The following is an 18592-nucleotide window of genomic DNA, read 5'->3' on the forward strand; positions in this document are numbered from 1 at the left end:
ATTTTAATCAATCGATGAGCGCCCATTTTACAAGGAGAAATAAGATGAGTTTAACGGCAGCTATAATAATGCTGGGTACGGTATCGATTCCTACGCATGATGCGTTTTTCGATAACATTCGCCAATACTGCGGCAAAGCTTTTGTTGGTGAAGTTGTTGAGGATAACTTTAAAGGCGTTGAGAACTTTACTCAGAACCGCTTGGTAATGCATGTTCGTGAATGCAGTGAAAACGAAATTCGCATTCCCTTCCATATCGGAGATAATCATAGCCGTACGTGGATACTTACAAAAACCGGATCTGGCATTACCTTAAAGCATGATCATCGCCAGCCTGATGGTTCTGATGACGACGGCACTATGTATGGTGGTCAAACCGTTGATGCGGGTTGGGCGAACGCACAATCTTTCCCTGCCGACCAATACTCAAAGGAAGATTTTATTCGCCGGGAAATTCCGCAATCGATATGGAATACTTGGCACATGTATATCTACCCTGATAATTTCTTTAGTTACCGCTTAACCCGCGAAGGCCGTGAGCTGCGTGTAGATTTTGATCTTACCAATCCCGTAGAGCTACCGCCTACTCCTTGGGGTTATGAATAACCTTGTCATTAACAGACAATAAAAAACGCGCCGTAGGCAACCTACGGCGCGTTCTTCATATAGATAGGCGTTTATTTAGCGTGCTTAAGCACTTCAGTTAAACCCGCTACTGCGCCACCAATATTACTTAGTTCCGCAGGCAGAATTAAGGTATTGGTTTCTTTCGCGAGTTTACCGAACTCTTTCACATATTGCTCGGCCACTCGAAGGTTAACTGCATCACGGCCACCTGGCTCATTAATCGCGATAGCGATTTTGTGTAAACCTTCGGCGGTAGCAATAGCGATAAGCTCAATCTCACGCGCACGGCCTTCCGCTTCGTTAATTTGCTTAAGCTTCTCACCCTCAGATAGGTTGATAACTTCTTGCTTCTGACCTTCAGAAACATTGATCATCGCTTGGCGTTCACCTTCAGATTTGGCAATCGCGGCTCTACGCTCACGTTCCGCCCGCATTTGTTGCTCTAATGCATCTTTAATCGAAGCTGGGAGCTCGATATCAGAAATCTCGTAACGCAATACTTTAATGCCCCACGGAGAAGCGGCTTCATCAAGTGCTTTCACTACTTCTTCGTTAATTGCGGCACGCTCTTCAAAGGTTTTATCCAAATCAGTTTGGCCGATAACCGAACGCATCGTTGTTTGCGCAAGCTGGGAAGAAGCATAGCGATAATCGTTGATACCGTAACTAGCCTTGTAAGCATCAATTACTTGAATGTAGAGCACACCATTGATACCTACTTGAATGTTATCTTTAGTTACACAAGCTTGCCGCTCAACATCAATCACTTCTTCTTTAAGTGTTTGGATGTACGCAACTTTATCAATAAAAGGAATTAGCAAATGAAACCCGGAATCGAGTGTACGGCTGTACTTTCCTAAACGCTCAATAACATAGTTTGAACGCTGTGGAACGATTCGAGCGGTTTTTAAAATGACAATGATTACGGCGATAGCAAAGCCGATTGAGAGAATGCTCCCGATATTAATTTCTTCCATTTTTATTTTCCTTAAAGTTAACTATTTATATCGTATTCAAAGGTTCTTTTCTGGTTACCGTTAAGTGAATACCTTCGTTTTTAACAACGTAAGCGATATCACCTTTCTTTAAATCATCTTCTGAGCGCGCATCCCATTGCACGCCATTTAGCACTACACGGCCCGTTCCTTGGTGAAAATCTTGATGCACCACCACTCGTTCGCCAATATCTTTAGTGAACACAGTGCCGTGCTCATCTTTATTCGCAATGTAACCATTAAACCAGCGCTTTAACTTGCCCCGGGCGGTAAATAACATAATCAAGCTAACTAAGCCGAATACTAGGAACTGCGCAGTGGTACTTTCAATCAGCCCAAACTGTAATAGTATCCCGGTAACAATGGCACCAATGCCCAGAAACACAGCTACTACACTTGTAGCAAGTAGCTCAGTAATAATGAGAATAATACCGATAATAATCCAAATAACTGCAGCACTCATCTTATCGTCCTATAATTTATTTTTCTTATAACGCTTTGTTTTAATTGATTACTGCCACCCCAGAAGGATTACATATAATCATACTGATATTACTTAAATTCAAAGCTTCTTGAGTTGGCATATTCGCCATCGAGATATACTTTTTTACCCATTGCATCAGTAACAATTAACTTGCCCTGTTGCACTTTCTCGAGTTTCTTATGTTTATGTTGATAATGCAACGCTGCATTCGCCGGAAGTATCAACGGCCGCCGAAACGCTATATCCATTGCAATAACAGGTAAACTAAATTGCTTCTCTAAATCCGATTGCGCTTGGGCAACGGAATACATGCCGTGAATAATGGGCCGTGAAAAACCAAACCAGCGCGATAGCCATGGATGAAGGTGTATGGGGTTATAATCACCAGACAAATGAGCATAGGAACGGCCCAAATCACTGCCGAGCTGCCACAATTCAGCGCGCTCATAATCAGTTAAATCTGGTGCAGGAGCCTCGCGTCGGCGCCCTACTGTTGGCGGTTCACCGCCACCTACTTGATAAGTGCTCATACACTCGGCTATTAATAGTCCGTTTTGAAAAAACTCAACTTTATAAATCGGCCGCACACGTTTGCGCGTAGCTGCGCGCTCGGGCATTTCGATATTCACATCGATCGTAAACCCGTGATTCATATCAGGTGGATTATGGTAGGCCATCGCGTTTGCCACATGTACCATGCCTAGAATTGGCCACGGAAATTCAGGGTCGAGCATTGCGGCTAGATGTGCACGTTGCGCAAGCAAATAGAAATAGGTTAACGGCACTTTACTCTGCAAGCCTGGAAAGGCTTGTTTGTATTTAGCTAGGTGATCCGGAGCAATAGCATCAACCTGAAAGGTGAAATGCAAATCATTGGGGCTTACATGCCCTCGCCTGCGGATCATTGTTGGCACAGCACGCAGCAGCATAAAGGGTAATGCTGGCAATTCCTTTTCCTTTGACATCGAAGCCTGCTTGAGCGATGACATATATAAAAACTCCAATAGTGCCTAAAACGTTTTCATCATAGCAAAAGTACCGGAGTTCGGTGTAATAATTTCGTTAACAAAGGTTTCTAAAAGCAAACAAAGCCCGCAGTTACTATTAACGGTGTGCTTTAGGGGTATATATCTAGGTACCTAACCATCACCATGTTGATTGAAAAGGTATCTTTACCGTGGTTTTATTCCCGGGCTCGTTAGTTTTGCCGATGCCAACTTCGAGTTGCCACAGCATATTTGGATCGGTACAAGCGCCCAGATAAATAGTAGTTTCCCATACATCATTCCCGATAGGCTCCCAGATAACTGGGATTCGCCCCATATACATGCTTACTCCGGTGATCTCACTATGTAAAATATACGTTTCTGATGGTGTACGTAAATGTATTGCAATGGGTTGTTCAACAGGCATGCTGGGCTCAGAGCTTCGTAGTTCAATGTCGCCCAAGGCCGTTGAGAAGCTGCAAGGTTTGGCAAATGCAATGGCGCTCGCTGCATTTTCGTCAATCGGCTCAGCTAATGCACACAATTGCTCAGCCTGAACTGTTATTTTTTCATCGCTACACCCAGAAATGAAAAAAATCGAAAAAACAACAAGCCAGGTTGTTTTATGAACACTTTGCGCAAAAAGGCTACAATTGCCGATATACTTTGATAACATTTGCTAAAGCTCCGATTTATTAACCACACAATATTGTTTACCAAACCGAGAATACTTTGATCTCGGTCATGTTTAGAACACGCGTTTACACTGTATTTCCACATGTAAAAGCCGTACAATTATTTCGTTTTCGGGATTGCTTGAAGCATCTCCAGTGTCGCCTCAACATCCCAATCTCTGTTCTGTAAACTACAGCGGATCTAAAAATAATGAGCACAACTTCGAATCAACCTGTCGACTATAACCTAAAGGTGGTAAAGCAGTTTACTGTTATGACCATTATTTGGGGTATTATCGGGATGACCGTTGGCGTATTAATTGCTGCCCAGCTCGTTTGGCCAGCGCTTAATTTTGATACACCATGGTTAACATACTCCCGCCTCCGCCCATTGCACACGAATGCAGTGATATTTGCGTTTGGTACCAGCGCCCTCTTCGCTACGGGTTATTACGTAGTTCAAAAAACCTGTCAGGTGCGATTGTTCTCAGATCGTTTAGCAGCGTTTACGTTTTGGGGTTGGCAAGCGGTTATTGTCGGTGCGGTGATTACCTTACCGATGGGGATTACCACCAGTAAAGAATACGCTGAATTAGAATGGCCATTGTCGATTCTGATTGCCATCGTATGGATAGCGTTCATTATTGTTTACTTCGGTACGCTCGCCATTCGGAAAACCTCGCATATTTATGTAGCGAACTGGTTCTACGGTGCATTCTTAATCGCTGTTGCGATGTTGCATATCGGCAACAACTTAGCGATTCCAGTATCGTTCACAAAATCATATTCCATCTACGCCGGCGCGGTAGATGCCATGATGCAGTGGTGGTACGGGCATAACGCTGTAGGTTTCCTGCTTACTGCCGGATTTTTAGGGATGATGTACTACTTCGTACCTAAGCAAGCAGAACGTCCAGTTTATTCCTATCGGTTATCGATTGTGCATTTTTGGGCGCTGATCACCATTTACATTTGGGCTGGTCCTCACCACCTTCACTACACAGCTTTGCCGGATTGGGCACAATCGGTAGGTATGGTGATGTCGGTAATTCTGTTTGTTCCTTCTTGGGGTGGCATGATCAACGGTATCATGACGCTTTCAGGCGCGTGGCATAAACTGCGTACCGACCCAATTTTGCGATTCTTAATCGTATCGCTATCGTTTTACGGCATGTCCACGTTTGAAGGGCCAATGATGGCTATCAAATCAGTGAACGCCCTCTCCCACTACACAGATTGGACTATCGGCCACGTGCATTCGGGCGCCCTTGGTTGGGTAGCGATGATTTCAATTGGTGCGATCTACCACCTAATCCCAGTGTTGTTTGACCGCGAACGTATGTATAGCGTGAAACTGATTAACACGCACTTCTGGCTACATACTATCGGCGTGGTGCTGTATATCGTAGCAATGTGGATTTCAGGCGTAACTCAAGGGCTTATGTGGCGAGCTGTGAACTCCGATGGAACATTAACGTACAGTTTCGTTGAGAGTTTAGAAGCTTCATATCCATTCTATTTTGTACGCTTTATCGGTGGCTTATTTGTGGTAGCTGGTATGTTAATCATGGGCTACAACGTATGGAAAACTATACGTAGCCATAAACTTCGCAGTGGTGAGCCTTTGGCCGCCGCAGAACCGGCGTAAGGGAGGCTAAATCATGAGCAAGAATAAACATGAGAAAGTTGAGAAGCACGTCGGTTGGCTTGCAGTTTTAGCGATTATTGCAATTTCAATTGGTGGTCTAGTGGAAATCACCCCACTGTTATTCCAGAAGCAAGTACAAGAGCCAGTGCGCGATCTTAAACCTTATACTGCGTTGCAGTTAGAAGGCCGCGATATCTACATTCGTGAAGGTTGCGTTGGTTGCCACAGCCAAATGATTCGTCCTTTCCGGGCGGAAACAGAGCGTTATGGTCACTACTCTGTTGCTGGTGAATCGGTATGGGAACACCCATTCTTGTGGGGCTCTAAGCGCACTGGGCCAGATTTGGCACGTGTCGGCGAGCGCTACAGTGATGAATGGCACTATGTTCATCTGATGAATCCGCGCGCGGTTGTTCCTGAGTCGAATATGCCTGGATATCCGTGGTTAGCTGAAAATACGTTAGATGGAAAAATTACGGCGCGTAAGATGCGTGCTTTCCAAACGCTAGGTGTGCCCTACAGCGATGAAGATATCGAAGGTGCGCAAGAAGCCGTTCAAGGAAAAACAGAGATGGAAGCATTAATTGCCTATCTGCAATCCTTGGGCACGGCACTGAGGTAGTTATGGGTGCAGGATTTCAAGCGTTTCATACGGCTTTAGTGTTCCTTGTAATCATTGCTGTGATTGTGTGGGCATTCTGGCCAAAGAATAAAGAAAAATTTGACCGCCGAGCTGAATCTATTTTTGAAGAAGACAAAAATTTAGCCGAGCGCAAGAAACAGGAGTCAAACAAAGATGAGTAGCTTCTGGAGTTGGTGGATTATCGTTCTTACCCTAGGTACGTTAGTTGGCATTGCCATCTTACTTAGATGGAACATGAAAAACTTTACAGATGTCGAAGAAGGCGAAAGCATGGGGCATGAGTTCGATGGTATCATCGAACTCAACAACCCCCTCCCAACGTGGTGGACAGTGCTTTTCTGGCTTTGCCTTGCGTGGGGCTTGTTGTACCTCATTTTCTACCCAGGCTTAGGCAATTTTAAAGGCTTATTAGGGTGGCAGAGTTCAAATCAACACGTGTTATCGATTGAAGAATCGAAGCAAGCGATTGTTGATGCGCGTGAAGCCGGCTTAAATGTAGAGTACGATCGCGAGCTAGCGCGCGCTGATGCAGTATATGGCCCTATCTTCCAGCAGTATGCATCGATGGAAATTGAAGCCATTGCTGAAGATCCAGATGCTTTGCGAATTGGCCAGCGGTTATTTTTGCAAAACTGTGCCCAGTGCCATGGTTCGGATGCTCGCGGTTCATCAGGCTTCCCGAATTTAACGGACGGGGTATTTAACTGGGGCGGAACGCCAGAACATATCTATACAACGTTAATGGAAGGCCGCCGGGCGCAAATGCCAGCATTCTTAGAGCAACTTGGTGAGCAAGGGATTACCGAAGTTGCATCCTATGTGCTGAGCTTGAGTGGCCGTACCGTAGATCGTGATCTCGCACGTGCCGGTGAGCAGAAATTTGCCGTGTGTGCAGCGTGCCATGGTCAAGATGGGAAAGGTAATATTGCCTTAGGTTCACCCGATCTAACCAATAACGTATGGCTATACGGAAGCTCTCAACGTGCAGTTGAAGAAACGTTACGCTATGGCCGTAACGGCGTAATGCCAGCTTGGGGTGAAATTCTAGGTGAAGATAAGGTGAAAATCCTATCTGGTTATGTACTTAGTATCTCAGCGGAAGATTAATAAACGTTAGTTACCAGGCAAGGAAGCCCCGTTCTGCGGGGCTTTTTGTTAATTGGAGCAAGATAATGAAGTTGAAAAACGGGCAAACCGTTCCGTGGTATAAAGTAAGCTGGGTTTGGTACATTATCTTTATGAAGTGTGCCGTAATAACCGCATGTATTGTAACCGCGGTTTTAATCGTGAAGAACCCGATTTCAATGGTAAATGATGATTACTACAGCGAAGGCAGAACCATTAACTTAGAGTTAAAACGTGTAGCCGAAGCTGAAGCACGCAATTTGTCCTTTTATCTCGATGTTAACGGCACCGATCTCACGCTTCGCTTCCGCTCTGGAGAGCCGGATGATCAAAGTTCGTTGCTGGTAAGTTTCTATCACCCAACTACGCACAACTATGATTTCAGCCTGCGTATGCCGCGTTCTGGTGATGATAGCTATCGCCAGCAATTACCAAGGGAACTTGATGGCCATTGGCGCGTTGATATCGAACCTTTTGATAAGGCATGGCGAGTAAGCCAAAACATACATCTTCCGGCACCACAAACTATTACGCTTGTGCCTGAAAATTATGGTATTTGAAGGCCTATAACGTGAGCCAGTCAACCTCAACAACGGAAATTACGGGCAATGAAGTTACCCGAGATGAGAACCAGTGCTTTCACTGTCAGCAACCGATTCCGTTGGGTTTTTCTTTGTATGTTGAGGTTCTCGGGCAAGATCGCCCTATGTGTTGTTACGGTTGCCACTCAGTAGCCTCAACGATAGTCGATCAAGGCCTAACGCATTTTTATAAATACCGCGAAACCAAGCCCGGCGCCCTTCCCCTCATTCCAGAAGAGTTGGCTAACCTGGAAGATGATCTTGTACGTTATGATGATCCTGATATTCAACGTGAATTTGTTGCTGCGAAAGATAGTGTACAGACCGCAACGCTAGCTATCGAGGGCATGACTTGTGCCGCATGTGCTTGGCTTATTGAACGCCAATTGCATCATCTTAACGGCGTACAGAAAGTTGTCGTTAATTCCTCAACCGAGCGCGTACAAGTATCTTGGAATGCAGAAGAAGCGCGGCTGAGTCAGGTGCTGCGCGCTATTCATGAAATAGGATATAAGGCACTTCCGTTTCAACAAGCAGATTTAGAAGCAAATTACGAAAAGAAACGGCGTGGCTATATTCGACGCCTTGGCGTTGCTGGTATTGCCTCAATGCAAACCATGATGGTGGCATTCGGCCTCTACTTTGATGATATCGATGATACAACCCGCCTTTATTTTTGGTGGGTTTCATTGCTATTTACCGCCCCCGTAATCGTTTATAGTTGCCAGCCTTTTTTTGCCAATGCCATTCGCGCGTTACGAGCCCGGTCGTTGAATATGGATGTGCCGGTGGCACTTGCTATGGCGGTTGCTTTTGTTGCGAGTTTTTATGCCACTGTTACTGATACCGGCGATGTTTACTATGAATGCGTAACCATGTTTGCGTTCTTCTTGCTCGCGGGCCGATTCTTAGAAATGCAGGCACGCAACAAAGCGGTGGCAAATGCGGCCAATCTTATGAAACTTATTCCTGCCATCGCTGAACGGCAAACGTCATCAGGCTGGGAACAAGTGATGGTAAAGTATCTAGAAACCGGTGATGTAATTCGCGTGCGCCCTGGCGATACCATTCCTGTCGATGGCGAACTTCTCGATAGTACGGCGTGGTGTGATGAAGCCTTACTTACCGGCGAGAGCCGGCCGGTGGCGAAGGCTCAATATGAAACCCTGTATGCCGGTAGCATCAACCAAGATAATCCCATCACATTGCGCATTATCGCAACGCGGCAGAATACGCTTTTAGCCGGAATTATTGCCCTGCAAGATAGCGCGCTTGAAGAAAAACCAAGATTCGTGCGGTTTGCTGATGTCGTGAGCCGCTATTTTGTGGCTGCCACCCTAATTATTTCAACACTGACATTAGTAAGTTGGTATTTCATCGATCCGAGCAAGGCGTTTTGGATAACTCTTGCTGTTTTAGTGGCTACCTGCCCTTGCGCGTTATCGTTAGCTGCGCCTACCGCAATGAGTGGCGCCATTAGCCGGTTAAATCGTGCTGGGATACTTCTGAAACAATCAGCATTGCTGGAACGATTACCGAAGATTAAAACGCTATGTGTGGATAAAACAGGAACGCTCACACAAGGTAAGTTCAGTATCATTCAAAGCTATTACCATGCCAATTACGCTGAACTTGAACTAATGCAGCTGGCTAGCGGATTAGAGAACTTCTCTGAACATCCGTTAGCAAGACCATTCCAGCGTTTGGCAAGCGCGGCTAAATTCACTGATGTGCGTAATATCGCAGGCGCTGGTATCTCTGGTGTATGCAATGGTATTGAATATCGAATTGGCAGCTATGGGTTTATTCAGAATTGGCATCCGAATTATACAAATGCTTTACGTGCCGCCAATGTGTTTCTTGCTACGCAAAAAGAAGTTCTGGCGGAATGGCAAGTAGACGATGACGTTCGATCGGATGCTAAAGAAACCTTAGCGTGGTATCAGGCCCGTGGTGTAAACATCATTATGCTCACCGGTGATTCGCAAATCCGAGCCCAAAAACTCGCGGAAAGCTTAGGTATTGCGGATGTTCGCGCACAATTAAAACCTGAAGATAAACTTGCTGCGGTAAAAGCGCTACAGAAACAAGGGCCAGTGCTTATGGTTGGTGATGGTTTGAATGATGGCCCTGTGCTTGCCGCTGCTGATGGCTCGGTAACATTTTCCAGCGGGTCTGATTTAGCTAAATCAAGTAGCGATGTCGTTATTCTTACAGGCAAACTTGCTGGTTTGCGGCGTTTGTATGAAACAGCGTTGCTAACGCGGAATGTGATTCGGCAAAACTTCACATGGGCCATCGGCTATAATCTTGTTATTCTACCACTTGCGGTTACTGGCCATGTAGGCCCACTATGGGCCATGCTAGGTATGTCGATGAGTTCACTTATTGTGATGTCCAATTCTTTGCGCTTAATGCGTAGCGCCCGTTGATTAGGAGTTAAAATGGAAATACTTCATTTAATGGTTCCTATTGCAATTATTTTAGTAATTATCGCGATTGTCATTTTTTTTTGGGCGGTGCGCAGTGGCCAATTTGACGATCTTGAGCGCCAAGGCTACAACATTCTCTTAGATGAAGACGACGAGAAGAAAACACACAAAAAAGATACCGAAAATAAAGCATGAGTATTGATATAATCGCGGCTTTCCTAATGGGTTTAGCCGGCAGCGGGCATTGTTTAGCCATGTGCGGTGGACTAGCCGCAGCCATGGGATATCAACGCTCGCCCATGCGCCTGTTTTGGTACAACTTAGGCCGTATCCTTAGTTACGCTATCGCAGGCTTTATCGTGGCTGCCGCGTTCTTTTCCATAAGCAAAGTTCACGTTAATGGATTCGTGTATCTACGCATTTTCGCTGGTGTAATGATGGTTCTACTCGGGCTTTACCTGCTCCGTTGGAACCGTGCATTACTATGGCTTGAAAAAGCAGGTGCCTATCTTTGGCGCTACATTCAACCACTCACACGCAAACTTCCTGCCGAAAAAACATCAACGTATATATTCTTAGCCGGAATGCTTTGGGGATGGCTACCTTGTGGTTTAGTATATAGCGCCTTAACGTGGGCTGCGTTATCCGGTGATCCGCTCAGCGGCGCCGGCTTTATGCTGATTTTTGGGCTAGGCACTTTTCCGGCTATGTTTCTCACTGGAGTGTTTAGCCAGAAACTAGCGCATATATTGCAATCTACCAGCTTTCGCTGGATTGCGGGTTTGCTATTAATCGGGTACGGTATAGCTACTTTACTTATTGCCGCAAAACAATTGTAATTGTTCTGTATTAGAAGGAACTCGATTCGCCATGGAGCACAGTTTGAATAAGCATATTAATTGCCAAAACTGCAGTATTAGCCAGTTGTGCTTACCCTTTACGCTCGATGAAAGCTCATTATCGGAACTTGATTCGATGATTGAGCGCAAGCGTCCCTATCAGCGTGGCGACACGCTATTTCGTGCTGGCCAAGCCTTGCAGTCACTATATGCCGTTCGCTCCGGTAGTATCAAAGTTTACACACTCGATAACAACGGTGATATGCAGATTACGGCGTTTCATTTACCCGGTGACCTCGTTGGTTTTGAGGCCATTGGTAGTGGTATTCATCATGCCTATGCTGAAGCGATGGAAACCTCAATGGTATGTGAAATTCCGTTCGCTCACTTGGAAACATTGAGTGGTGAAATTCCCGCATTACGCCGGCAAATCATGCGGTTGATGAGTGATGAGATTACCACCGATAAACGTATGTTAACCCTGCTTAACACACGCACCGCTGAGCAACGGTTAGCTACTTTTCTTATTGAGCTATCTACCCGCTTTCGCACGCGCGGCTTATCCTCCAAAGAGTTTCGCCTTACTATGACACGGGCTGAGATTGGTAACTATCTCGGGTTAACGGTTGAAACGGTTAGCCGTTTATTAGGGAAATTCCAAAAATCAGGGTTTATTGCTGTGGATGGCCGGTTAATTACCTTGCTTGAGCAAAATAATCTTTGTGAAGTTGCGCTTATCGCTCCTACTGAGCCCAACTCATAAAACCAGTGCATTTTAGTAAGCTTAAGCTACACTGAAAATAGGCTAAATTTTAAATTTTATTGAATGGAGAAAGCCTATGTTTAAGCACCTTCTCGTTGTGCTAGATCCGGCACTAGAAGAACAGAAAGCACTCATTCGAGCGTTGCACTTAGCCCGGCTGCAGCCTGCGCGTCTTACCCTATTTCTATCGATTTATGATTTTGCTTATGAAATGACAACCATGCTTTCGGGCGAAGAGCGTGAACAAATGCGGCAAAGCCTGATCGAAGATAGAAAAGTATGGGTTAAAGAACTTCTAGAAGGGTTTGATGTAGCTAAACACAACATCGAAATCTGTGTTCAGTGGCATCATCGCCCTTTCGAAGCCATCATTCGCAAAGCCATGGAAATTGATTGTGATTTAATCGTGAAAGGCACACGGAAGCACGATACGCTACAAAGCGTAATTTTCACGCCTACGGATTGGCACCTGCTCCGGAAAGCACCCAGCCCAGTGCTATTGGTGAAAGACCACGAATGGCCACAGCACGGTTCTGTGTTAGCAGCGGTTAATGCAGGCAGTGATAGTGAGGTGCATCAAACCCTAAATGAAAAAATCATTAAAGCAGCTGGCTACATAAGCATTAAACTCAACTCACATTTACATTTAGTCAACTGCTACCCGGGCGCTCCTGCTGCTATAGCCGTTGAAATACCTGAGTTTGATGTGCATCAATACCAAGCCAGCGTGCGCGAGCATCATGAAGAAGCGTTGGCGGAAATAGCACGCAAAGTAGAGGTTGATTTCACCGGTTTACACCTTCGTGAAGGTTTGCCAGATAATGAAATTCCAAAAGTGGCCCATGAGCTCGATGCCGCCCTGGTAGTACTGGGTACGATTGGCCGCACTGGCATAACAGCAGCACTTCTTGGGAATACTGCGGAGCACGTTATTGAGCAATTGGATTGTGATTTGTTAGCAATAAAGCCGGAAGGTTTCCTATCACCACTAGCGAAGGGTTAAGCAACCGAGCAATTAAAGAGCATCGGTGGCAACAATCACGCTGGTGAAATCAATTGTTGAAGCGTCAACACAACGGTATACTAGCCGCCCGAAATTTCGAGCGGCTTTTTATTTTCTATAGCGCCTGTTTACAGATTTCATCAAGGTTACACACGCTTTATGCGTCTCCAAATTCAGACACTTACACTAGGTAGCTTGTATGAGTACTCATTCGTTGAATACGCACACAGATAACGCTAGCAGCGATGTTCTCGCTGCGCAGAAAAAGCAGAAATATAGCTTTAACAAATTAGAGAAACGAATTCGTCGCGCGGCTGGTCAAGCTATCGAAGATTTTGCGATGATTACCGATGGCGATCGGATAATGGTGTGTCTTTCTGGAGGCAAGGATAGCTATACCCTCCTCTCAACACTGCAATACTTTCAAAAGGTTGCGCCGATTAAATTCGAGTTAATCGCGGTTAACCTAGACCAAAAGCAGCCCGGATTTCCAGAGCATGTTCTGCCTGAATACCTCGCCACCCAGAATGTTGATTTTCGCATTATCGAAGAAGATACGTATTCAATTGTGAAAGAGAAAGTACCTGTTGGCAAAACCACTTGCGCGCTATGCTCTCGCCTACGCCGGGGGATTCTCTACAACACTGCAAAAACCTTGGGTGCCACTAAAATTGCTTTAGGCCATCATCGCGACGATATTCTAGAAACCTTGTTACTCAATATGTTCCACGGCGGTTCAATGAAATCAATGCCGCCGAAATTAGTGAGTGATAACGGTGAACATGTTGTTATCCGCCCTTTAGCTTATGCGCGTGAGAAGGATATTGTTAAATATGCGGAAGCTATGAATTACCCGATTATTCCGTGTAACCTGTGCGGCTCACAGGAAAATTTACAGCGCAAAATGATAAAAGATATGCTGAAAACATGGGATAAGCAGTATCCTGGCCGAATCGAAAGTATGTTCAAGGCGCTAACGAATGTTGTACCGAGCCATTTAGTTGATGCAGAGCTATTTGATTTTAAGAGCTTGGAGGCCAATGGAATTGCCGATGCAAATGGCGATACCGCTTTTGATCAACCTGTGGTTGGCAGTGCACGGGCTTTCCTTGATGACGATGATATCGCGGTAGATGAAAATACCGATGTTCATATTTTAAAGTTGTAAAAAAAACCGGCCGCTGTAGCGGCCGGTTTGCTTTTTCTGCTAACTGCCAAACCTATCTAGTTAGCGCTTGCCGTTTGATTATTGTGGTCGCTGTTGCTTTCAAATGATTCTCGAACCTCGCGAATAATCGGCAAATTAACGCGAATCATCTGATTCAATTCAACAATGTAATCTTCCCCACGCTCTGAATATGACATCAACCCATGCGTTAATGGCTGTGCGGTTATAGGCAAGCTCGCTTGGCGCAACTCAGCGCGAATCTGCCGTAAATCCTGATATGCATCGTGGGTATTCAAGTTTCGTATATAACTGCGAACTGATTCGGTAACACTGTTGAATTCGCGCACTTCGTGTATTTGTCCTTCGCCGCGCGAGGCTGGCACCAAACCACAACCTTCTGTCCAACACCATTGGCCAAAGAAATTACGCGCATCCGCGGCAAAACGCGACGTTCCCCAGCCGGATTCGTTAGCGGCCTGAATCAGCACTAGCGTATCAGGAATAATATCAACACGGCGCAACAACGTTGCAAACCGATCAGCTTCAGAGGCAGCGTTTACGCGATAAAAACTGGCCAAATTATTAAGCCAACGTTGTTCTTTTGCGGTTAATGCCTCACCACGTTCGAATTTTTGCTGCAAGCGTTCTATTTGTGCTCGTTGCTTTAAGATATGCGCGTTCTGCTCATTAATTGCAGGTAACAGATAGCTAAAGAACTCAATTTTCCGAGTCGGAATATCAGATATCGCGCCGAAATCTGGCACATTATGATTTTTCCGTGGTTTCGCTAGCGTTACTACTGGCAAACCTTCAGGGCCCGCAGTAGTGGCTCTTTGCTCACCATCTTCGTTGCCCGTTAATACTCCCCGCCAAAACATGATTAACGCTAAAAGAACGACCAAGGCGAATGCCCCGATAACTAGAAATCTTTTTTGAATCTGCATAATTCACCAATTGTGGGTAGATGATTTTGCTAACTATTATAATAGAAAGAAAACACAAAGAGCGCGAGTAGCGCTCTTTGTTGTAAGTTAAATAATTTTATAGCGAAACTTAATACTAGGCATTAAAGCTCTGCGAATCGGGCTTATCGGCTGAGTTCTCTTCAGCAAGCACAGGCTCTTTTTCGCCGCCACTAAGATCATCGCTTTCATTCTCATTTACGGCTTTAACTTGAAAAAGATCACGGTAGTAGATGGCAATCGCGAAGAAGTACGTTGGCACCACCCAAGCGAAAAGTAAATAAAGAACCGCAAGCGCAGCCAGAATCGTAAGTACCATCATAAATCCATTGGTACCCGCAAAAAGCCCAAGTAACACAGCGGGAACAATAATCAGCATAGTAACAATAAAGATAACGATATTAAGTATTAAGAAGCCAAGGAAACGTTTGATGACAAGATTGAACGATAGCATTACTGCGTTCAAAGGGCTTGCCGCTCCGGTAGCAACAATAGTGGCAGCCAACACAAACGAGATGTTAAAAAACGCTGCCCAGATAAGAACAGTAAAATGCTCAAAACCTATCAGCGTGGGTGCATTAACAATAACCGTTGTAATTAAACCAACAGCCATAAGTGACCAAGGTTTGCTCAGAAACTCGAAAGCTTGGTTGATATCCGGCGTTTTACCGATTACCGTGCGCAACGCTATTAAGTGAATACCGCCGACTAGCGGAAAATAGATAATAACTTGCAGCGCATAAGTAATAAGCGTAAACGCTTTACTTTCTTGTTCTATTCCAGAGAACTCAGCGAGCACAGCCACTAAAATACCGGCTGCAATAAGTATGAAAAACGACCATACAATTGCGCCCGCTAACGTGGTGCGCTTCTTCTTCGTTGTCTCGTAAGCCTCTTGTAGCACTTTATTAATATCTAGCTTTTGTTTTGATTGAACGGCGTTCTCTACGCTGCCGCGAAGTTCATTGTTATTGTTGTTTTCCATAAGGGCGTTAATCCTGTCATCATTTATTAAGGTTTTTTGTTATTATCCGTTTTCTACACGAAAAAGCTAGTAAACGAATGTAACGAGTTATTTTCAGTTCCGTTCATCAACATGCCAACCACGGTGAAACAAACATGCCGGCACCTAAAACCACCAATAGCAAACCAAACTCTCGGGCAACGAAGGCGAAAACTCGGCAATCTCGGGGTTTCCATAAGCCGACTCCCAAAGTACCTACCCTAATCGCTTTTAACAAGCCCATGAATGTGCTTTGCCAGTTTACCGGCGAGAAATCGGATACCACCCTAGCAGCATTTATCGATATCCCCAACGTATACCCAGCGGGCCGCCTTGATAAAGACAGTGAAGGGTTGCTGTTGTTAACCGATGATGGGCCGTTACAAGCACGCATCTCATCGCCGAAATTTAAGCTCGCCAAAACCTATTACGTGCTTGTAGAAGGCGTACCGAGCCAAGCGGCTATTGATGCCTTGCGCAATGGCGTTGAACTTAAAGATGGGAAAACATTGCCTGCTGAGGCCGAGCTTGTTTCTGAGCCTGAATGGTTGTGGCCACGCACACCACCTGTTCGTGTGCGCAAGCATATTCAAGATACATGGTTAAAACTCACCATACGGGAAGGTAGAAACCGGCAAGTAAGGCGCATGACCGCGCATGTTGGCCACCCTACGTTGCGGCTTATACGCTATCAAATTGGTGATTACAGCCTGGCTAATTTAGCGCCTGGAGAGTATCGGAAAGTACCTGTTTAACTGGCTAAACATCCTAAAAAACGGTAGAATTCGCCGCCATAAATGAATTTTTAACACAAAGGTGAATTCCCAATCCATGAACACTCCTGTATCTGATCGCATCCTTGCGTTAACCACCGCTGAGCAAAAACAACAAAATGCAAAACACCGCGTTATTGTTGGCATGTCGGGTGGTGTTGATTCTTCTGTATCTGCGTATATTTTGCAGCAACAAGGATATCAGGTTGAAGGGCTATTCATGAAAAACTGGGAAGAAGATGACACCGATGAATACTGTTCTGCAGCTACCGATTTAGCCGATGCAGAACAAGTATGCGCTACGCTCGGGATGGAACTACACACTGTCAACTTTGCCGCAGAGTACTGGGATAACGTGTTCGAGCACTTTCTTGTTGAGTATCGTGCTGGGCGTACCCCAAACCCAGATATCATGTGCAATAAAGAAATTAAATTTAAAGCTTTTCTTGAGTTTGCTGCCGAAGCACTCGGCGCGGATTATATCGCTACAGGCCATTATTGCCGGCGCCGGTTTGACGGTGAGAAATGGCAACTTATACGCGGTTTAGACGATAACAAAGATCAAAGTTATTTCTTGTATACACTTAGCCATGAACATATAGCGCAAACACTCTTCCCCGTTGGTGATATTGAAAAACCAGACGTGCGTAAAATCGCGGAAGAGCAAGGTTTAGTAACCGCCGGCAAGAAGGATTCTACGGGTATTTGCTTTATTGGCGAGCGCAAGTTCAAGGATTTCCTACAGCAGTATCTTCCCGCGCAACCGGGCCCTATTGTAAGTGTAAACGGTGCACCGCTAGGCACCCACGAAGGCTTGATGTATCACACCATCGGTCAGCGTAAAGGCTTGCATATTGGTGGCCTTGCCAATGCTGGCGATGAACCATGGTATGTGGTTGATAAAGATGTAGCGAACAACACATTAGTTGTTGCGCAAGGTAAAGATCATCCTCGTATGTTCTCGAAAGGCTTGATTGCCGGCCAGTTACATTGGCTTAATCGGGAACATATTTCAGCGCCATTTTCCTGTGTTGTGAAAACACGATATCGGCAAGAAGATATTCCTTGCACGGTATCGCCAATTGGCAATGGCGAACAAATAGAAGTGATTTTCGATGCGGATGTAGCCGCAGTAACCCCCGGACAATCGGCGGTGCTTTATAACGGTGATATATGCCTCGGTGGCGGTATTATTGAACAACGAATTACAGATTTCGAGGTAACTTTGTGAGCAACGTAATAGCGCTACGCAGTGAATTCAATGAGTGGCATGAACGCATGCTCGCTTTTGGTGGCCTATGTTTGGCCGCAGTATGTGCCCAACAATTAGCGCGCCGCGGAGAAATAATTCCCAATGATCATACCGAAGTATTGATTAGCAGCCTGCTTAATCTAGACCCTTCCAGTACCCTAGATGTTTACGGTGATTTAGAAAGCCTAAAACCCGCACTACGCCTGTTATTGGGGCAGTTAAATGGTAAGGGTGCAAAAGATGTTGAACAAACACGCTATGTTGTGGGCATGTTAGCGCTTGAGCGCAAGCTCAATGCAAGTTCTGTGGCCTTAGATAAACTCGGATCGAGCTTAAAACAGATAAAGCGCCAACGCGAAGATTTTGATTTTGAAACCAGCATTATCGTTGAGAACCTAGGTAAGCTGTATATGGACGTTATCAGCCCACTTGGCCCGCGCATTCAGATTAGTGGAAAACCTGAGTATCTGAAACAACCCGCGGTGCAATATCAGATTCGAACTATGTTATTAGCCGGTATTCGCAGTGCTGTATTATGGCGTCAGCTCGGTGGCAAACGCCGGCATATCATTCTTTCGCGCAGCAAATTAGTGCGTGCCATAGAAGATTTATTGCGCATGTAACGCAGTATTTGC

At 45.4% G+C, this 18592-nt stretch carries 21 protein-coding genes; 15 read left to right on the forward strand and 6 right to left on the reverse strand.

The features are described from left to right. Window positions 1-44 precede the first annotated feature (44 nt). The gene (locus CWE13_RS01490) at window positions 45-605 is read left to right on the forward strand and encodes a hypothetical protein (protein WP_126805566.1); all 561 of its coding nucleotides are present in this window, start codon (window positions 45-47) and stop codon (window positions 603-605) included. A 71-nt stretch (window positions 606-676) separates the two neighbouring features. Here CWE13_RS01490 and CWE13_RS01495 read toward each other — a convergent pair whose 3' ends face one another. The 4 genes from CWE13_RS01495 to CWE13_RS01510 form a co-directional block, all read right to left on the reverse strand. Further along, entirely contained in the window at window positions 677-1603 is a 927-nt protein-coding gene (locus tag CWE13_RS01495) for an SPFH domain-containing protein (protein ID WP_126805567.1), read from the reverse strand. A gap of 25 nt (window positions 1604-1628) precedes the next feature. Continuing rightward, window positions 1629-2084, reverse strand: coding sequence for an NfeD family protein (locus CWE13_RS01500; protein ID WP_126805568.1), 456 nt, complete (start codon window positions 2082-2084; stop codon window positions 1629-1631). A gap of 89 nt (window positions 2085-2173) precedes the next feature. After that, on the reverse strand, window positions 2174-3070 hold the full coding sequence (locus CWE13_RS01505) for a MaoC/PaaZ C-terminal domain-containing protein (RefSeq protein WP_157980918.1): 897 nt from the start codon (window positions 3068-3070) through the stop codon (window positions 2174-2176). Window positions 3071-3251: 181 nt separating this feature from the next. After that, a complete protein-coding gene (locus CWE13_RS01510; protein ID WP_126805570.1) occupies window positions 3252-3635 on the reverse strand; it encodes a hypothetical protein in 384 nt (127 codons plus the stop codon). 341 nt (window positions 3636-3976) lie between these two features. Here CWE13_RS01510 and ccoN point away from each other — a divergent pair, with 341 nt between their 5' ends. The 11 genes from ccoN (at window position 3977) to ttcA (ending at window position 13967) form a co-directional block, all read left to right on the forward strand. Further along, a complete protein-coding gene (ccoN, locus tag CWE13_RS01515) occupies window positions 3977-5413 on the forward strand; it encodes a cytochrome-c oxidase, cbb3-type subunit I (protein WP_126805571.1) in 1437 nt (478 codons plus the stop codon). 13 nt (window positions 5414-5426) lie between these two features. Continuing rightward, the gene (ccoO, locus tag CWE13_RS01520; RefSeq protein ID WP_126805572.1) at window positions 5427-6035 is read left to right on the forward strand and encodes a cytochrome-c oxidase, cbb3-type subunit II; all 609 of its coding nucleotides are present in this window, start codon (window positions 5427-5429) and stop codon (window positions 6033-6035) included. A gap of 2 nt (window positions 6036-6037) precedes the next feature. Further along, complete coding sequence (locus CWE13_RS01525) at window positions 6038-6217, forward strand: cbb3-type cytochrome oxidase subunit 3 (protein ID WP_126805573.1); 180 nt, start codon at window positions 6038-6040, stop codon at window positions 6215-6217. After that, window positions 6210-7163 (forward strand): cytochrome-c oxidase, cbb3-type subunit III, encoded by a 954-nt coding sequence (gene ccoP, locus CWE13_RS01530; protein WP_126805574.1) that lies wholly within the window; start codon window positions 6210-6212, stop codon window positions 7161-7163. Before CWE13_RS01525 ends, ccoP begins: the two co-directional genes overlap by 8 nt. A 65-nt stretch (window positions 7164-7228) precedes the next feature. Beyond that, window positions 7229-7741, forward strand: a complete 513-nt coding sequence (locus CWE13_RS01535) for a FixH family protein (RefSeq protein WP_126805575.1) — start codon at window positions 7229-7231, stop codon at window positions 7739-7741. A gap of 11 nt (window positions 7742-7752) precedes the next feature. Beyond that, window positions 7753-10194 (forward strand): heavy metal translocating P-type ATPase, encoded by a 2442-nt coding sequence (locus CWE13_RS01540; protein ID WP_126805576.1) that lies wholly within the window; start codon window positions 7753-7755, stop codon window positions 10192-10194. 12 nt (window positions 10195-10206) lie between these two features. Further along, the gene (gene ccoS, locus CWE13_RS01545) at window positions 10207-10389 is read left to right on the forward strand and encodes a cbb3-type cytochrome oxidase assembly protein CcoS (RefSeq protein WP_126805577.1); all 183 of its coding nucleotides are present in this window, start codon (window positions 10207-10209) and stop codon (window positions 10387-10389) included. Continuing rightward, window positions 10386-11033, forward strand: a complete 648-nt coding sequence (locus CWE13_RS01550) for a sulfite exporter TauE/SafE family protein (RefSeq protein WP_126805578.1) — start codon at window positions 10386-10388, stop codon at window positions 11031-11033. The genes ccoS and CWE13_RS01550 overlap by 4 nt, the downstream gene beginning before the upstream one ends. 31 nt (window positions 11034-11064) lie before the next feature. Next, on the forward strand, window positions 11065-11796 hold the full coding sequence (gene fnr, locus CWE13_RS01555; RefSeq protein ID WP_126805579.1) for a fumarate/nitrate reduction transcriptional regulator Fnr: 732 nt from the start codon (window positions 11065-11067) through the stop codon (window positions 11794-11796). Between the two features lie 76 nt (window positions 11797-11872). Then, window positions 11873-12799 (forward strand): universal stress protein UspE, encoded by a 927-nt coding sequence (gene uspE / locus CWE13_RS01560; RefSeq protein ID WP_126805580.1) that lies wholly within the window; start codon window positions 11873-11875, stop codon window positions 12797-12799. Between the two features lie 199 nt (window positions 12800-12998). Then, on the forward strand, window positions 12999-13967 hold the full coding sequence (gene ttcA / locus CWE13_RS01565) for a tRNA 2-thiocytidine(32) synthetase TtcA (protein ID WP_126805581.1): 969 nt from the start codon (window positions 12999-13001) through the stop codon (window positions 13965-13967). A 56-nt stretch (window positions 13968-14023) separates the two neighbouring features. On the opposite strand, the gene CWE13_RS01570 is transcribed toward ttcA, so the two are convergent. Together CWE13_RS01570 and CWE13_RS01575 are read right to left on the reverse strand one after the other, a co-directional pair. Beyond that, the gene (locus tag CWE13_RS01570; RefSeq protein WP_126805582.1) at window positions 14024-14911 is read right to left on the reverse strand and encodes a glucosaminidase domain-containing protein; all 888 of its coding nucleotides are present in this window, start codon (window positions 14909-14911) and stop codon (window positions 14024-14026) included. 115 nt (window positions 14912-15026) lie between these two features. Beyond that, window positions 15027-15914 (reverse strand): hypothetical protein, encoded by an 888-nt coding sequence (locus CWE13_RS01575; protein WP_126805583.1) that lies wholly within the window; start codon window positions 15912-15914, stop codon window positions 15027-15029. Window positions 15915-16048: 134 nt separating this feature from the next. Between CWE13_RS01575 and CWE13_RS01580 the strand changes: the two genes are divergently transcribed. The 3 genes from CWE13_RS01580 to hflD all read left to right on the forward strand — a co-directional run bounded on the left by CWE13_RS01580 (window position 16049) and on the right by hflD (window position 18580). Beyond that, a complete protein-coding gene (locus CWE13_RS01580) occupies window positions 16049-16687 on the forward strand; it encodes a pseudouridine synthase (RefSeq protein WP_126805584.1) in 639 nt (212 codons plus the stop codon). Window positions 16688-16763: 76 nt separating this feature from the next. Beyond that, window positions 16764-17936: a tRNA 2-thiouridine(34) synthase MnmA gene (gene mnmA, locus CWE13_RS01585; protein ID WP_126805585.1), complete on the forward strand. Its 1173-nt coding sequence runs from the start codon at window positions 16764-16766 to the stop codon at window positions 17934-17936. After that, complete coding sequence (gene hflD / locus CWE13_RS01590) at window positions 17933-18580, forward strand: high frequency lysogenization protein HflD (RefSeq protein ID WP_198677871.1); 648 nt, start codon at window positions 17933-17935, stop codon at window positions 18578-18580. Before mnmA ends, hflD begins: the two co-directional genes overlap by 4 nt. Window positions 18581-18592 lie beyond the last annotated feature (12 nt).

This window comes from Aliidiomarina shirensis (assembly GCF_003987345.1).
Classification (GTDB): domain Bacteria; phylum Pseudomonadota; class Gammaproteobacteria; order Enterobacterales; family Alteromonadaceae; genus Aliidiomarina; species Aliidiomarina shirensis.

What these genes read in the sequence shown, in the direction of transcription:
- CWE13_RS01490 (WP_126805566.1), top strand. Translation starts at nt 45, where the DNA reads ATGAGTTTAACGGCAGCTATAATAATGCTGGGTACGGTATCGATTCCT.
- CWE13_RS01495 (WP_126805567.1), bottom strand. Translation starts at nt 1,603, where the DNA reads ATGGAAGAAATTAATATCGGGAGCATTCTCTCAATCGGCTTTGCTATC.
- CWE13_RS01500 (WP_126805568.1), bottom strand. Translation starts at nt 2,084, where the DNA reads ATGAGTGCTGCAGTTATTTGGATTATTATCGGTATTATTCTCATTATT.
- CWE13_RS01505 (WP_157980918.1), bottom strand. Translation starts at nt 3,070, where the DNA reads ATGTCAAAGGAAAAGGAATTGCCAGCATTACCCTTTATGCTGCTGCGT.
- ccoN (WP_126805571.1), top strand. Translation starts at nt 3,977, where the DNA reads ATGAGCACAACTTCGAATCAACCTGTCGACTATAACCTAAAGGTGGTA.
- ccoO (WP_126805572.1), top strand. Translation starts at nt 5,427, where the DNA reads ATGAGCAAGAATAAACATGAGAAAGTTGAGAAGCACGTCGGTTGGCTT.
- CWE13_RS01525 (WP_126805573.1), top strand. Translation starts at nt 6,038, where the DNA reads ATGGGTGCAGGATTTCAAGCGTTTCATACGGCTTTAGTGTTCCTTGTA.
- ccoP (WP_126805574.1), top strand. Translation starts at nt 6,210, where the DNA reads ATGAGTAGCTTCTGGAGTTGGTGGATTATCGTTCTTACCCTAGGTACG.
- CWE13_RS01535 (WP_126805575.1), top strand. Translation starts at nt 7,229, where the DNA reads ATGAAGTTGAAAAACGGGCAAACCGTTCCGTGGTATAAAGTAAGCTGG.
- ccoS (WP_126805577.1), top strand. Translation starts at nt 10,207, where the DNA reads ATGGAAATACTTCATTTAATGGTTCCTATTGCAATTATTTTAGTAATT.
- CWE13_RS01550 (WP_126805578.1), top strand. Translation starts at nt 10,386, where the DNA reads ATGAGTATTGATATAATCGCGGCTTTCCTAATGGGTTTAGCCGGCAGC.
- fnr (WP_126805579.1), top strand. Translation starts at nt 11,065, where the DNA reads ATGGAGCACAGTTTGAATAAGCATATTAATTGCCAAAACTGCAGTATT.
- uspE (WP_126805580.1), top strand. Translation starts at nt 11,873, where the DNA reads ATGTTTAAGCACCTTCTCGTTGTGCTAGATCCGGCACTAGAAGAACAG.
- ttcA (WP_126805581.1), top strand. Translation starts at nt 12,999, where the DNA reads ATGAGTACTCATTCGTTGAATACGCACACAGATAACGCTAGCAGCGAT.
- CWE13_RS01570 (WP_126805582.1), bottom strand. Translation starts at nt 14,911, where the DNA reads ATGCAGATTCAAAAAAGATTTCTAGTTATCGGGGCATTCGCCTTGGTC.
- CWE13_RS01575 (WP_126805583.1), bottom strand. Translation starts at nt 15,914, where the DNA reads ATGGAAAACAACAATAACAATGAACTTCGCGGCAGCGTAGAGAACGCC.
- CWE13_RS01580 (WP_126805584.1), top strand. Translation starts at nt 16,049, where the DNA reads ATGCCGGCACCTAAAACCACCAATAGCAAACCAAACTCTCGGGCAACG.
- mnmA (WP_126805585.1), top strand. Translation starts at nt 16,764, where the DNA reads ATGAACACTCCTGTATCTGATCGCATCCTTGCGTTAACCACCGCTGAG.